This is a genomic window from Clostridium beijerinckii (genome assembly GCF_018223745.1).
In the GTDB taxonomy this organism is placed as follows: domain Bacteria; phylum Bacillota; class Clostridia; order Clostridiales; family Clostridiaceae; genus Clostridium; species Clostridium beijerinckii.
This window is the reverse complement of record NZ_CP073654.1, coordinates 57,632-73,345: the sequence shown is the minus strand read 5'-3', so window position 1 is coordinate 73,345 and position 15,714 is coordinate 57,632. Positions and strand designations below refer to the sequence as shown.

The 15,714-nt window shown below is 28.7% G+C and carries 13 protein-coding genes; 4 read left to right on the top strand and 9 right to left on the bottom strand.

Translation table 11 applies throughout. The features are described 5' to 3' along the window. Positions 1-744: 744 nt before the first annotated feature. The 6 genes from KEC93_RS26395 to KEC93_RS26370 all read right to left on the bottom strand — a co-directional run bounded on the left by KEC93_RS26395 (position 745) and on the right by KEC93_RS26370 (position 8,458). Positions 745-1,479: a DUF3800 domain-containing protein gene (locus KEC93_RS26395; protein ID WP_077869036.1), complete on the bottom strand. Its 735-nt coding sequence runs from the start codon at positions 1,477-1,479 to the stop codon at positions 745-747. 464 nt (positions 1,480-1,943) lie between these two features. Continuing rightward, a complete protein-coding gene (locus tag KEC93_RS26390) occupies positions 1,944-3,446 on the bottom strand; it encodes a restriction endonuclease subunit S (protein WP_077869035.1) in 1,503 nt (500 codons plus the stop codon). 1 nt (position 3,447) lies between these two features. Further along, complete coding sequence (locus KEC93_RS26385) at positions 3,448-4,920, bottom strand: class I SAM-dependent DNA methyltransferase (protein WP_077869034.1); 1,473 nt, start codon at positions 4,918-4,920, stop codon at positions 3,448-3,450. A 118-nt stretch (positions 4,921-5,038) separates the two neighbouring features. Then, positions 5,039-5,590, bottom strand: coding sequence for a Uma2 family endonuclease (locus tag KEC93_RS26380; protein ID WP_077869033.1), 552 nt, complete (start codon positions 5,588-5,590; stop codon positions 5,039-5,041). 79 nt (positions 5,591-5,669) lie between these two features. Further along, the gene (hsdR, locus tag KEC93_RS26375) at positions 5,670-8,042 is read right to left on the bottom strand and encodes an EcoAI/FtnUII family type I restriction enzme subunit R (protein ID WP_077869032.1); all 2,373 of its coding nucleotides are present in this window, start codon (positions 8,040-8,042) and stop codon (positions 5,670-5,672) included. 206 nt (positions 8,043-8,248) lie between these two features. Next, positions 8,249-8,458 (bottom strand): helix-turn-helix domain-containing protein, encoded by a 210-nt coding sequence (locus tag KEC93_RS26370; protein WP_077869031.1) that lies wholly within the window; start codon positions 8,456-8,458, stop codon positions 8,249-8,251. Positions 8,459-9,138: 680 nt separating this feature from the next. Between KEC93_RS26370 and KEC93_RS26365 the strand changes: the two genes are divergently transcribed. The 3 genes from KEC93_RS26365 to KEC93_RS26355 all read left to right on the top strand — a co-directional run bounded on the left by KEC93_RS26365 (position 9,139) and on the right by KEC93_RS26355 (position 10,799). Beyond that, positions 9,139-9,993, top strand: coding sequence for a glycoside hydrolase family protein (locus KEC93_RS26365; protein WP_077869142.1), 855 nt, complete (start codon positions 9,139-9,141; stop codon positions 9,991-9,993). Between the two features lie 109 nt (positions 9,994-10,102). After that, a complete protein-coding gene (locus KEC93_RS26360; protein ID WP_077869143.1) occupies positions 10,103-10,555 on the top strand; it encodes a hypothetical protein in 453 nt (150 codons plus the stop codon). Between the two features lie 73 nt (positions 10,556-10,628). Next, positions 10,629-10,799 (top strand): YvrJ family protein, encoded by a 171-nt coding sequence (locus KEC93_RS26355; RefSeq protein WP_077869144.1) that lies wholly within the window; start codon positions 10,629-10,631, stop codon positions 10,797-10,799. A 285-nt stretch (positions 10,800-11,084) separates the two neighbouring features. On the opposite strand, the gene KEC93_RS26350 is transcribed toward KEC93_RS26355, so the two are convergent. Continuing rightward, positions 11,085-11,690: a hypothetical protein gene (locus KEC93_RS26350; protein WP_077869145.1), complete on the bottom strand. Its 606-nt coding sequence runs from the start codon at positions 11,688-11,690 to the stop codon at positions 11,085-11,087. A 311-nt stretch (positions 11,691-12,001) separates the two neighbouring features. Here KEC93_RS26350 and KEC93_RS26345 point away from each other — a divergent pair, with 311 nt between their 5' ends. Then, positions 12,002-13,264 carry a WG repeat-containing protein gene (locus KEC93_RS26345; protein WP_077869146.1) on the top strand — a complete coding sequence of 421 codons (1,263 nt, stop codon included), beginning with the start codon at positions 12,002-12,004 and terminating at the stop codon, positions 13,262-13,264. A gap of 107 nt (positions 13,265-13,371) precedes the next feature. Here the strand turns inward: KEC93_RS26345 and KEC93_RS26340 are convergent, their stop codons facing one another. Both KEC93_RS26340 and KEC93_RS26335 read right to left on the bottom strand, forming a co-directional pair. Further along, on the bottom strand, positions 13,372-14,634 hold the full coding sequence (locus KEC93_RS26340; RefSeq protein ID WP_077869147.1) for a zinc-ribbon domain-containing protein: 1,263 nt from the start codon (positions 14,632-14,634) through the stop codon (positions 13,372-13,374). A 32-nt stretch (positions 14,635-14,666) separates the two neighbouring features. After that, entirely contained in the window at positions 14,667-15,680 is a 1,014-nt protein-coding gene (locus KEC93_RS26335) for a hypothetical protein (protein WP_077869148.1), read from the bottom strand. Positions 15,681-15,714 lie beyond the last annotated feature (34 nt).

The following is a 15,714-nucleotide window of genomic DNA, read 5'->3' as shown; positions in this document are numbered from 1 at the left end:
AATAGATTTTTAAAATACCATAAATACGTTTTACTTAAAAATATCCACTATCAAAAGGTTATAGTTAGATATAATCTAAAATCTATAAGTTTACCTTAAATTGTCCAGACACTGTCTGCATAATTTAAAAAGTATCTTGATATTTCCCTTCATTCAATCATGTTTTAGTTTTTAAATTACATAAATCTTAGCTTCCTTACCATTTTAGCTAATTAGATTTAACTCTTTAGTTCACAAAAATTAATATAATAGATAATAAACTCATAGAAATACTAAATTAAAAAACAAAAAGAAACCTTGACTATACAGAGAAGGTTTCTTTAAAAATTTATAATTGAAGAATATTCATAATTCAATCATAAAATAAACATGTATAGAAGAACTATCGTAATTCTATACTTATATAGTATGCAAAAAATTTTAAGTTGTCAGAGATCTTTATTAAAAATCTCTTCTACCAAATAGTATGACCCAAAATAACTTAAAATAACCAAAACAAAAAAAATCTTAGCTATTCGGTAAAGATTTTTTTAAAACTATAAGCGAAGAACTATCGTAATTCCCTTATAAAATATTATATTAGTGAAGAAAACTATCGTGATCTTCAAAATTAACTTAATTTATGACGTACTTCTTGAAGTACGTTATAGTATTATTATAGTATTGTTTCGATACCAAGTCAAAGGTTTTGTTATACATTTACTATACTTTTGTTTAACTTTTAACTCCATTAAGCTTGTCCTATCAAGGCATTATTTTAAAGCCAAATCTTTCTTTTAAATTACACTTTCCATTATATAAACTTGATTCTATAACTTCATATATATTTGGTTCTTTAGGATTAAGACCATTGCATTTTCTATTTAATGTTCCTGGAACAAAATCTGCAAGCTGCACTCCAATGTTGTTGTCTTCTTTTATAACAAAGTTTAAATTATTTAAAAGCTTATCTTGAAAAGAATTTGCATTTAAATATAAGGTACCATTTGCCATGATTTTATAATATGTATTTCTAATGTCAGTATCTTCTTTATGATTTCTAGACTCAATAAATACAGAGCCTAGTGCATTGTTTTTTTGGAGAAAATGTATGAAATTTTCTAAAACTGCCTGCAATACTATGAAGTATTCATCATTTAAAGAGTTTGTTTCATAAAAGGATCTATATTTATCTACATCAATTGCAGCTCCTATAGTTGTTATATTATAAGTTACAAATATTCTATTTAATTCCTTCCAAAAGAAAGTTCTTTTTTTCTCTTTCCTCATTTCTGAATACTCACCTTTAGCAGATCTTAGTTCAGATTCATGCAATATTACTTCTGTATTACCAAATACTGAATTTTTCATAGAATTTATTTCTCTTATTATAGTTTTTTTATATGTATCTTCCTCAATTATAACTCCACCTAAACAAAGATGCTTTAAGTTACTTCCATTAGGTTTTGACTCATCAAGAAATAAAAAATATTTTTTCATAGATTCCTCCAATTCTCATCGCTGTATAATAATTTTATTTTCATCTTAAATAATTCCTAAGCATAAAGGTATAGGCTGATATAAATCTTATTATAGTACATTAAATTAACTGCACTTAGATATTGTATATTAATCCTCCATATTTATTATTCAAATTATACGCTTAAAACAAGAATATATATAGATAAATAGATAACTAGATATCTATATTATTAAGATATCTAGTTATGCATAAAACCAAGTGAAATAAAACTTATATTGTGATTTCAGTTACAAGTATTGTTATAAAATTTGTAACAAAAAACGTTACTTATTAAGTGACTTTATTTTGTTATTATTATTGTAACTATATATGTAATGAATTAAGATACATATATAGCTACAGAATAACTTTTATTTTTAAGTGCTGGAGATTTAACTTGCGACACTCTATACACCTTCAATTGTTTGCTTAACCTATTAATCTACTTTACTAACTGTTTGCAGTGAGGCAGCATTTCTTCTATCTTGGCTACGATACGTTTTTGTTCTGCTAATGGTGGAAGTGGGATTAAAAACCTCTTTATAGATGCTAATCCTATATTAGGTTGGGTCGTTTTATTTATATATCTATTAATTTCACTTTTTATCAAACCACTTTGTAGAACATAAAAAATATATTGTGAAAGAACATATTCTTGAAAATTTTTAATTGTACAGCATGAATAAGAAACTAAAAATTCTCTATCAGTTTCAACCATTCTTACAACACCAATTGTACCGTACCTCGGAAATATTATATCATTTCTTGTAGGCTTAATCTTTTTTGATAGGTTATCAAAATCTTCCTTTCCTATCGTCTTAGCATTATCATAATCTATACCGTTACTAGTGAAATTCACCGGTGAAATATACGGATATCCACCTTCTACTACTGGCGGCATTTTGTGGTCAATATCACCTATTTTATATGAAATATTGTCTAACCTAACCCACTTCCAACTCTCCGGAATCTCAAAAGGCACCTCATCCTCAGTAATTTCAGGGAGTGGCTTTTCCCTTTTAATCTTCTTTTCCTTTATAAGCTTTTCTTTTTCTTCTTGTATATACTTATAAAGTTCTTCGGCAGTACCCTCTTCCTCTCTTTGCTCCACTAACTTTCCTTGAATGGCGTATTGCAAAATGGACTTCTGCATATCCTCTGGGAACTTTTTATTAAATATCTCTAATTTAGAATGAGCTGTGCCGTATTTTTCTATATAAGGCATTATCTCTTCTATCTTAGCCACGATACGCTTTTGTTCTTCTAGTGGTGGTATAGGGACAAGTATTGCCATTAATTTTTCTCTTGATAAATTATAAAATGCCTGCCCAGATTTATTAGTAATACTTCGACATAAATTGCGATGATATTGCGAACTTAATGCAAAAAGAAGAAATTCAGAAAACACATCAATATTTATATGAGGAATTAACATTAATACAAATCCACCAACTGCAACATCTGTGTAGTCTTGTTCGATTCTAGCCATTTTCCCAATGTGCTCCAAACTGGTTACTGCTGGTGTAATCAACATATTTTTGTTCAATAAAAGTTCACTCTTCACAAATGACCTATCTAACATAATATCGTCGCTTTTAAATTTATATGTTAAATCTAATATATTTCCACCTCTTAAAATTCTAGTCATACTTTGAGAAATAAGATTAAGATTATCTTTTTTGTAGGATACTCCTGATTTATTCGAAACACAATCTCCAAGTCTAACCCACTCCCAACTCTCGGGAATCTCAAAAGGTATATCGCTCTCAGCTATTTCTGCCAGTGGTTTTTCCTTCTTTATCTTCTTTTCTTTTATAAGCCTTTCCTTCTCAGCTTTTATCTCTTTTATTAATTCTTTAGCATTACCTTCTTCTTGTCTCTGTTCAACTAACTTTCCTTGGATGGCTAATTGCAATATGCTGTTTTTTAAATCCTGTGCATTCATACTACAAATTACCTCCAAGCATAGATGTAATCTGCTCTAGCACATGGTCTATTTCAGCATTTAGTGATGCTCTTTTTTCTTGATACTGATGTATGAGCTCCATTGGCTCTAAAATCAGTTCTTCTGCGTGTGGTAAGCCACATAAATCTATATTATAATTTAAGTCTTCTATCTCTTTAACTGTGTACTTCTTCGCTTTTGGGAATCCGTCTACTTCTATTTCTTCTCTGTTATTCCACCAAGTTATTGCTGGTTCAAAATGCTCTAACTTCATTGGTTTTGTCTTTGAAAAGTTCTTATAACCTTCTGGCATATCTAATCTATAAAACCATGTTTCTTCTGTTTTATGTGTGTTATCAAAAAATAGTATATTTGTTGTAATTGATGTATATGGAGCAAATACACTATGAGGTAGTCTGATAACTGTATGTAAATTGAACTCACTAAATAATTTCTTCTTGATATTTACTTTTGCATTATCTGTACCAAATAAGAATCCATCTGGAAGGATGATACCGCATCTACCATTTTTCTTTAATCTAAACATAATGATATTCATGAATAAATCAGCAGTTTCAGAGCTTCTTAAATCACTTGGAAAATTAACCTTTACACTGTCTTTTTCATTTCCCCCATAAGGTGGATTCATAAGGACCACATCGAATTGTTCCATTTTTCTATATTCTTTATAATCTGTTTCTAGAGTATTTCCATGGATTATATTAGGATTATCAATATCGTGTAAGAGCATATTGGTTATACATAAAATATGTGGAAGTGCCTTTTTCTCCACTCCATAAACGGAATTATTATATATTTCTCTATTTTCAAGGGAATTTCCAATTTGCTTTTCTAAAGAATTTAAAGCAGAAACTAAAAATCCTCCGGTACCACAGGCAAAGTCTCCTATCTTTTCACCTAAAACTGGCTTTATAACCTCTACCATAAAATCTGTTACTGCTCTTGGTGTATAAAATTCTCCTGCATTTCCTGCACTTTGAAGATCTTTTAGGAATGATTCATAAATCGTACCAAAAGCATGACGTTCCTCATATTCTGTAAAATCAATTTCATCAATGATATTTACCACTTGTCTAAGGAGTACCCCATCTTTTTGATAGTTATTAGCATCTTCAAATGCATATTTTACAATAACCTTACTCATTGGTGTTTCTTCATCTATTTCAATATTTTTTAGAGCCGGGAATAGTTTATTGTTTACAAAATCAAGTAGATTATCGCCTGTAAGTGCTTCTCCATCTTTTTCATCCACAGCCCAGTCTCTCCACTTTAAGCCATCTGGAATAATTGATTTGTAATTATCATCATATAATTCCCATGCTTCTTCCTTTGCATCATATATTTTTAAAAATAGAATCCAGACAATCTGCTCTATTCTTTGGGCATCACCATTGATCCCTGCATCGTTTCTCATAACATCTTGAATTCTTTTAACAAAATTTGTTATTGCCATTTTTCTTTCCTGCTTTCATTAGTATTTTAGTTTTCAATGATCAATTATCATTGAAAGCCACAGGCTTTCTTTTAATTTTTTAAGAAAAGCCTATGGCTTTTTATCAATCATTTACAATTTATGCCTTGAATATATCTTCTAGATTTATAGACATATCTGGAAAAACTGTGCTTATATAATCATCATTATTTTTAAAGACATTTGTTATTTTATACTGATTATTTATTAATGAATATTGTACTATATAGCCTTCTTGTTCAACTAGATTATATTCAAGAACACCAAATCTTTGATAAACATCTAACTTTGTTATATAGTCATGGGATGCAGTGCTTTTTGAAATAACTTCAAATACAATCTTTGGAGCTGATGTGAAACTTTCACCTTGCCTAGTAGATTCTTCACACATTACAAATACATCTGGTTTATATTTGTACACTTCTTCATTATTTTTAAAAATTATTTCAATAGACTCTGTATATACATCGCATTTACTTTTATCAAGAAACATCATTAATTTAAAATTTAGTCTTGATATTATTTTATTATGTTCAATGGAAGTATTAGATGATAATACAATATATCCGTTACTATATTCAGCTTTACCATTATAATTTGCCTGAATATTTTCAAAATCATCTTCTGTGTAGTGCATATTCTTAGCATACATACTAATTCACCTCTCCTTATCTTTATCATAATCATAGCAAAATACATACATAATAATTTTATCTCATAATTATATAATTCTATGCATAATAAATTTCATTTTCTAATTCACGAACTGCCTTTTGATAAGCTCCTTTTCCACCAAAGGCTTTGACTATCTTCATAGGGCTGCCAAACTTCGTAAATTCTTTAAGCTCAAGTACTTTTGTTTCTTCAATTTCCTTGATACCGTCACTTGCATATTTATCAAGCAAAGCTTCTAGGACTTGTTTTGCCATGTCAGAGTATTTGTATAAATAATGCCTCTTTTTAACATTGTTTGCCCTCTCAGCTTTAGTTAGCGGCATTTTGTCATAAGCTAAGTGGCAGATTAAATCAAAGTCATCTAAATCAGTTTGTTGAGTTTCCTCTTTTATTGCTTCCAATATAACGCCTTCTTCTTTTAACTCATCAATAATTGCTTGCTTTTTCGCTGATTCTGTCCACTTCTTAAGAAAATCATCTAAATTTGCATATTGTTTTATGATATTTTTCTTTGTATAATCAATAAGACTTTCAGTTATTAATTTACCATCCTTATCAACATACTGAACTCTTTCTGAAAGCACTTTTACCAATACATCCCCAATGTAATATTTCTTAGGTTTATCCTCATCATCAAAGCCATCAGTGCTGCCAGTATGATATTCTCCATCTGTTTCTCTTGCTTCATCTGCATATGGATTGTCACCTTCTTCATATGTATCCTGAGCTTTATCAGCATCTGGTTCAATTACTGGATCATTTTCATCTAATTCAATTACTACTTCTGGATTACCATTAAATTCTGGGTCAGCAAATAATCTGCTGGCATTACGAAAATCCATTATTGTGAAATAAGTCTTGCCATAATCCTCAAGGAGTCTTGTTCCTCTACCAATAATCTGTTTGAATTCTGTCATACTATTGATATTATTATCTAGTACAATTAACTTGCACATTTTAGCGTCAACACCTGTTGTCATGAGCTTGCTTGTAACAGCTATAACAGGGTATGTACTTTCTTCATCTATAAAATATTCAAGTTGTGCTTTACCTTCATCATTATCCCCTGTAATACGCATTATGTATTTGTTGTTTTCTGCATATAGATCCTTGTTCTCATTAATAAGAGCCTGCCTCATCCTCTCTGCATGTTCAATATCCACGCAAAATACTATGGTTTTACTAAACCTGTCTGTCTTCTTTAAAAACTCAGTAATCTTAGCTGCAATTACCTTTGTTCTCTGCTCAATTACAAGGCTTCTATCATAATCCTTTATATTATACTCTCTATCCTCTATCTCATAGCCATGCTTATCAAGCTTTCCACTCTCTGGTCTATATCCTTCAAGGTCTTTATCAAGTCCTATTCTTATTACTTTATATGGTGCTAAAAAGCCATCCTCAATACCTTGGTTTAGTGAATATTCATAAATAGGTTCTCCAAAATAAGTCTGACTCGAAGCTTCTGTTGTTTCAATAGGTGTAGCAGTACATCCTACATGAGTGGCTGATGAAAAATAATCCAGGATTTTTCTCCATGCTGAATCCTCTTTTGCACTTCCTCTATGGCACTCATCTATAACAATTAAATCAAAAAAGTTTGGTTTAAACTGTAGATAAGCTTCCTCTCCATCATCACCAGAAAGCTGTTGATATAGAGCTAAATAAATTTCATAGGAACTATCTAGAGTTTTCTTCTCCACCTTTGTCATTTTACCACCAAATGGTTTAAAGTCCCCAGAGATAGTTTGATCTACTAATACATTCCTATCTGCTAAAAATAATATTTTTTTCTTTATGCCTGCCTTCCAAAGTCTATATATAATTTGAAAAGCCATGAAAGTCTTACCAGTTCCAGTGGCACACACAAGTAATACTCGGTTTTGCCCATTTGCTACTGCATCTACAGTTCTATTAACTGCTATACGCTGATAATATCTAGGTTTTTTATAATTAGGCACATAATAATAAGGTTCTAGAGCTGCCTTCTCTTCCACTTCATTTAAATTTTTATCTTTTATATATCTTTTATACAATTCTTCTGGTGATGGAAATTCATGAAGACTAAGCTCGCGCACTTCCCCAGTTATCAAATTCTGCTCAATAAAACCATCGCCATTTGAAGCATATACATAATAAATATCTAAAGACTTTGCATAATCTATTGCCTGCTGCAAGCCTGCGCCTACTGGATGATTATTATCTTTAGCTTCAATTACCGCTAAAGGAAAATTACTTTTATAAAAAAGAACATAATCAGCCCTTTTTTGTTTTCCACGAGCTGTGACATTACCACGAAGTATTATTCTTCCAGCAGTAAAAGCGTATTCAAAACGGACTTGTTTCTTTAAATCCCACCCAGAATCTACGATTGCTGGTGTTATATATTGTGCTTTAATATCTTCTTCTGACAAATCTCTCTTTCCCATAAACTAAATCCCCCTATTCCCGTGTTTTTAATATGAATACATATAATTTATCTAATATCTAGACATTGTAACACTCCCGATTCTTTGAGCTTCAGATAAAAGTATCATAAATCTAGACTATATACCCACTTATGGTACATTGTGATCCTTGTGGTTATAAGTTCAACTAAGATTCAGATGGAGATCAAACTCCACATAAATCAAGTTTAACTTGATTCTATTTTAAACTCCATAATATCCTGTATATTACAGTTTAAGCATTTGCAGATTTTGTATAGACTCTCTAAATTCACAGGCTGGCATTTACCAAGACGAGCTATAATATTATATGTAATCCCAGCACTTTCTTTAAGCTCGGTCTTATTCATTTTCTTATCAATTAAAAGTTTCCATAACTTATCATAGCTTATAACCATAATAATCCCTCCTTAGAGCTGTGAAGCAAGCAACATTCTTTAACATATTATAACATATTAATAAACGAAAAGTGGAGAATACCTTATGATATCGTGAGTTTTACCAATATACATGCAAAAAACTCTTATATTTTTATTTTATAAGAGTTTTTCAATAATTATATAATTTAAATTTAAAAGTTAATCCCTATTAATATTATAGCACATTTCCAAATTAATACATTAATGATTACATAAAAATGTAATTTATTTTGTTACAATATATAGTATATTTTTGTGTGACTTAATTAGTAATAAATATTGTTACTATATTAATTAGAATAACCTACATTAATTCTTATATTAGCCTGAATTTTATATTATTTTATTGTATAAAAAATTTAAAATAAATTACAAAAAATAATCTAATTTAATTAGTATATTTATAACATTAAATTGCAAGAATACTCTCAAAAGTTGTATACTTTTTTTACAAAATATATAAAAACTTAACTCTAAAGAACAAAAAAACAAAAAAATTTTTTATAAAAAAGACATAAAACTTGCAAAATGATAAATTGATAAATTAAATAAATTTAACAGTGCATTTGGCAACGTATATAAAAAATCTTATATACATATCAATCATGCACTAATTTGCTTATATATTTAAGATTAAACTTTATTGGAGGTATAAAATTATGATCTTAAAAATTGGTTCTACAAGTAGAAATGTTAACATAGTTCAAAAAAATTTAAAGATGCTTTCTTATGATCCAAAAGGTATTGATTATATTTATGGAGAAAATACGGAAACTGCAGTTAAGAATTTTCAAAGTGAAAACAGTTTAGTATGTGATGGAATTGTTGGAGATCATACTTGGAATGCATTAATAGATAAAATAAAAAATATTCAAGCTGCATTAAATTCATATGGCTTCAATTTAGCTGTAGATGGAATAGCTGGCATTGACACTTATAACTGTCTTTTGAGATTTCAAGAAGAGCATAATTTAACTGCTGATGGCATTGTAGGTCCAGAAACAAAAAATGCTCTATTTAAAAATAATAATAACAGCTTAACAGATTTTGATATTTCAGAGAATGGAGTTAACTTTATAGCTGATTATGAAGATTTTTATGCTAAGCCATATCGAGGATTAGATTCTCAAAATCAAACTATAGGCTATGGCCATGTTATAATCTCAGGTGAACATTTTGAAAGTATTACTAAAATTCAAGCTAAAGCTCTGCTAAGAAAAGACCTTCAAAGCTTTGTTGATATAGTTAACACTATAACTTTAAGTTTAAATCTTACCCAATGTCAATTTGATGCCCTTATTTCATTTGCATATAATTGCGGAATATCCGCTCTTAAAAATTCAACCCTTTTAAAAGATATTAAAGGTAATGCTTCAATTGAAAAGATCAAGGAAGATTTTCTAATGTGGTGTAATTGCAATGGAAAGCGTGAACTTGGTTTATATCGCAGGCGCTATGATGAATTTGAAATGTATAAAGATGCTGATTATACAAGGACGTATAGAGATTTTTAAGTAAATTAATATTCAGGAAGATACTACATTTTCCTGACTTTTTATCATATAGTTATCTAGATATCTTGTTTAAGAATATATCTAGAAATATTTTAAGGAGATGATTTCTTTGGGCAAAAAAGGTCAAAATTATAAGCCGCTTAATGAAAGTGAATATACTGATATTGAAATTAATGGATTCACGGACTCAGAACCACTAGATGATGGTATTGAAATAGAAGCATTTTCTTTTTCTGATCAAGATGATAATTCAAACTATAATACTCAAAATATTATTAAAAGCTTTGAATATTCTAAATCAAATTCTTCAAATGCAAAAGATAATCATAGCTCTAAAAACAAAGAAACAAATTCATTGGTACAAATTCAAAAGGTACGTGGATTAACCCCTGCTATTAATGGTGAAAGCTTTGATATAAAAAGATGTTATCAATTTAGAGCTTCAACTTTGAAGAAATTAAATCAAATTAAAGGCGAATCTGACAATGTAAATATTTATCTTAATGAAATTATAGATCAAGCTATCTGTCACTACTATAATTGTGTTTTTAGTAAAAAATAACTGCTTATTCTTAAAAATATATAAACATCCCTGCATACTTATTTAAAAGTACAATGTAAAGGAGGTTTTCTTTATGGGTGAAATGGTAACATTAATTACAAACGTTGGCTTTCCTATAGCTGTTGCAACATACCTATTAATCAGGTTTGAAACCAAGATTGATGGGTTAACAAAAGCTATAACAGACCTTTCTACAGTAGTTACGGAACATTCAAACTATAAGAGCGATGATAAAGTTGCTTAATAATCAAAAATGGAATGGGGCTGTTCACTATGAACAGCTCATTCTTTGCTTATATGAGGACAAACCATTTATTGCGTGGCATATTAAAACAAATGATAGCAACGTTGCTATTTGGGTTCTTTTATCGAAATATTGTCATTTACAGACTTATCTAAGCTCTATTCTAATTTTAAGAATAAGCATATAACTATAGATTCACCTTTATTTCCTGAAAATTCTACCACATTATTTAAATTTGCTATCTAATCTTTCTTTTCACTTTAGTATTTTGTATAAAACTGATTTTTACATATCATTATCATCTATACACCATAATAATCTTCCATATCTTCCTTCATTCTCATCTCTATAATTTGGGTCAACTACTGGAGATGGATCATAACCTAAACTATTAAGTTCATTATAGCTTATTGATATTGGAGTCATATCTAGATTTATGAAGTTTCCATCAATTTTAGATCTATATACAGTAGTATATACTTTATTTCCATTTTCATCGAATATTCCATTTCCCAAAGAAAGGTTATTTCCTGATGGAATATATGTCCCACTTTTATCTACATAATACCCATTTACATAGCAATTTGTTGCCAACTTACCATCAGTATGTAAATAGTACCAATTTCCAGAAGTATTTACCCACATATGTGTTAACACAGTACCTGCTTTATTAAAATAGTACCAATTTGAATCTATGTATTGCCATCCAGTTCTCATCTTTCCATGATCTAAATAATATACAAATATATCTTTAGTAACCCATCCATCATCACTATATGAAAAATTCATATTATATCCACCACTGGATTTCTGGATAGAATAAGCAAATGCAGTCGTTGTTGTAGTAGATAATAAAGTTAGAATTAATAACATTATTATAGATTTTTTCATTTTAATTATATCCCCCTTGCTTTTTAAAAATATACATTGATTTTATCATAAATAATAAAAATCGTACACAATAAGTGGATATATTGAGTTATTATTACTAATGCTGTCGATACACTTAATATAGAAATAAACTTCAAATTTTATTACAAAAAACTGATGTAAAAATCACTCACAGATTCTTCATAATGATATTTTGAGGAAAATAAAACTAGTTGATTTGTAATTTTTCTGTTAATGTATTTCTATAAATAAGTTTCACTTAATAACCTTATTAATAATTAAAACAATAAAAAACAAAAGGAGTTATAATAATGTACTGTAAAAAATGTGGACAAGAGATAAAAAAAGATGATTTATTTTGTTGTAATTGCGGCAATAAAATTAATAATGAAATCAAAAATACTAAACCAAAAAAAACTAAGAAACTGAATATTAGTTTTTTAGTGTTACCACTTATTCTTTTAGTAATAGCATTTATTACAATTAGGATTTATCCTAATTATAATAAATATGGTTTCATAAATACTTCTGGAAATTTAATAATTCCTTATGAATATGATGATGTAAATAGATTTTCTGATGGACTTGCAAGTGTTAAAAAGGATAATAAATGGGGCTTTATTAATACTTCTGGTGAATTAGTCATTCCTCATGAATATGATTATGCTGGTACTTTTATAAATGGACTTGCAAGTGTTGAAAAAGATGATAAATACGGTTTTATTAATAAGTTCGGCGATTTAGTTGTTCCGTGCATTTATGATGAAACTAGCGACTATCTTGATGGTTATGCATTTGTTAAAAAAGATGATGAACATGGTTTTGTTGATACCAAAGGTAAAATAATCAAACCTTATACAGAAGATTTTGATTCTTCATGTAAATTTACTACTTCTGGATTGTTGAGGGTTGAAAAGAATAATAAATATGGATTTATAAATATTAATTCTGGTAAACTAGTTATTCCGTATATATATGATGATACTGAGTTTACATTTTCCAATGGACTTGCAAGTGTTAAAAAGGATAATAAATGGGGCTTTATTAATACTTCTGGTAAATTAGTTATTCCTTATGAATATGATGCTGCAGATAGTTTTGATAATGAACTTGCAAGTGTTAAAAAGGGCAATAAGTGGGGCTTTATTAATACTTCTGGTAAGCTAGTTATTCCTTATGAATGTGATACTGTAAATGAGTTTTCTGATGGGTTTGCAAGTGTTAAAAAGGACAATAAGTGGGGCTTTATTAATGCTTCTGGTAAGCTAGTTGTTCCTTATGAATATGATAATGTACATGAGTTTTCTGGTGGACTTGCAAGTGTTGAAAAGGATAATAAGTGGGGTTTTATTGATACTTCTGGTAAACTGGTTATTCATTATGAATATCAAGATACCTCTAATTTTCATAATGGATTTTCAATGGTAAAAAAAGGCACTAAATGGGGCCTTATTAATACTTCTAATGAATTGGTAATTACTTATCAATATTCTCATTTTAAGGATTTTTCTGAAGGGTTAGTAGCTATACAACGAAAAGATAATAATTGGCTCAATCTTATATTTAAAAAATAGATTTGTAGTAAAGTTATAAATAGAATATTTTAAGAAAAAGATTGGCTAAAAAACCACTCACAAATTATGAATTTTAGTATTTGTGAGTGGTTTACTTTTAAGTGATTTTATTGTTTCTTTAGTTCACGCCAATCACCAGATTTTTCATTATTATATTTTAATTTCTCTATTACCCTACTATCCTTTATTAAATATGCATAGCCTCCAGCTGAAGGACTTATTGAATATACATTTCCAGTATGTTTTCCAACTAAATAATGCATGGATTCTTCATTACCACTTTCATCAAACGGTAATAAAAATAAATAATAATCATCTTGCTCCAAAACATAACATTGAAAGAATGTTTTTATTAATTCATTATCAATGTCTTCTTTAATTAAATTTGCATTATATTTAGCAATAAAAGTGCTATCTTGTTTCAATAACCACTCTTTAGCTTGTTCTGCCGTTGAAAATTTAAGTGTAGAATATTTATCTATAGAATTATCTACTACAATAGTATCGGGATCCACCCCTAATACGTTTTTAATATTTTCATTACTTATTGGGTACATTTCAGTATGGGTAAGGTTAGCCTTAATTGGGTCTATAAATTGGTTATATTTTTCCTTTGATACATTGTTATCATTTAGTGTATAAACAGCTTTATTTTCATCAAGGTATGCACCTGCAGTATCTAAAGTAAAAAATGTTTCTAAATATCTATCTCCTTCTGGTTTATAACCAGACATATATGAACTTCCCTGAGAACCTCCTCCTACTACTATTGTTTTTTCATTACTTAAGTAACCTCTATATGATCCGTGGCTAACATTAATTTTTTGAGCATTTATCTTATCTTCATCAGTATTATATGAAACTACAGATAGTGTTAAACCAGCTAGTCCACCAGATTCACCATAGTATAGTAGCATTTCACAAACTCCATCTTGATTAATATCTAAAATTGTAAATTTAACATTATCAGGGCTTTTTTTATAATCTGTATTCTCAGTAAGCCATTTGGGGCTTTTAAGTAATTTTGCAAATACTTCTTTTTCTTTATTAGCTTCTTTAATTTTATCTAAAGTTTCTTTTGTATCTCCAGTATTATTTTGCAATTCTGCATCGGTACTTTGGGGCACACTGGTATTTTTAGGTTTGATCATAAATTTAAAATATATAATACTTAGACATAAAGCTAAAAAAAGACATATCGTTGTTCCTATAATTAAGTTTTTTTTAGTATTATTCTTTTTTAATGAATTTATTGGCTCATTTTTTATTTCGTCATTTTTAGTAATTTCACTACCTTTTATCTTCGTACCACAATTTTGGCAAAATTTATCTCCATCTGATGCTTGCTTTCCACATTTACTACAATACATTATTAGCCTTCCTTTTCCATTAAATTATTTAACTACTTTAGTTTCTTACCACAGTTAGCACAAAAAGCATCTTCTTTTTCAATTTCATATCCACACTCACAGACGAATTTATTATCTGGTGCAACCCTTTTATTAAAGTTATTACTCACAATGCTTTTAATTTCATTCACTGTATTTGCTGTTTTACTTATGGTACTTATTGTAATTTCCTTTGTTGTGCCTTTTATATTGCTAATAATCTCTTCTCTTTTTCTTCTAGCTTCCTCCTCTACTTTAATTTTCTGTTCCTGTTCTTCTCTGTATTTGTCCTTTGCATATTCTCCTGAAATAATATATTTTATTAGTTTTAATTCTCGATTTTCTAATATTTTTTCATTAACAATTGGAATTATTTCATTTAGAAAGTCAGTTTCTGCTTTAGAAAAATCAAATAGCTTTAAACTTTCAATCCAGTTCTCCTTTTTCATTTTAAATTCTTGTTCATTATATATTTCATTTTTATATAAATTATAAATTTTATTTAATTCTGATAATTTTTCTTTATAATCACATATAATCCTATCTTCACTTAATTTTTTATTATAAGCTTCATTCTCATATCTAATCTCCTCATTTTTTTCTACACTTACTGTACTACCTTGAATTATTGTCTTATTGTTTTTTTTACGTGAACTACTCTCTATAATAAACCCAATCAAAATAGGTACTACAAAAACAGCTAAAATTACAATAAGAGTTCGTATCTTATAAACATAATCAGGAGTATTGTCTATACTTCTGTTTTTTAATGAATTTGAATTATCAAAATTAAAACTACTATCACCTGACTTTCCGTTTACTGAAATCCCCTTATTTAATGAATTTGACTTTTCAATATCAATACTCTTATCTCCATATTTACCACTTATGGAAATTCCATCATTTGATTTTTGAATTTTTATCCCATCTGGTTCTTCTTTCTGACATCCTATAAATGAAAATGACACTAAGAATATAACTAAGATCATTCCAAGACTCTTTAAAGATAACCTAATATTTCTATTCACTATAACTTCTCCTTAAATATTTAAAATTTAGCTA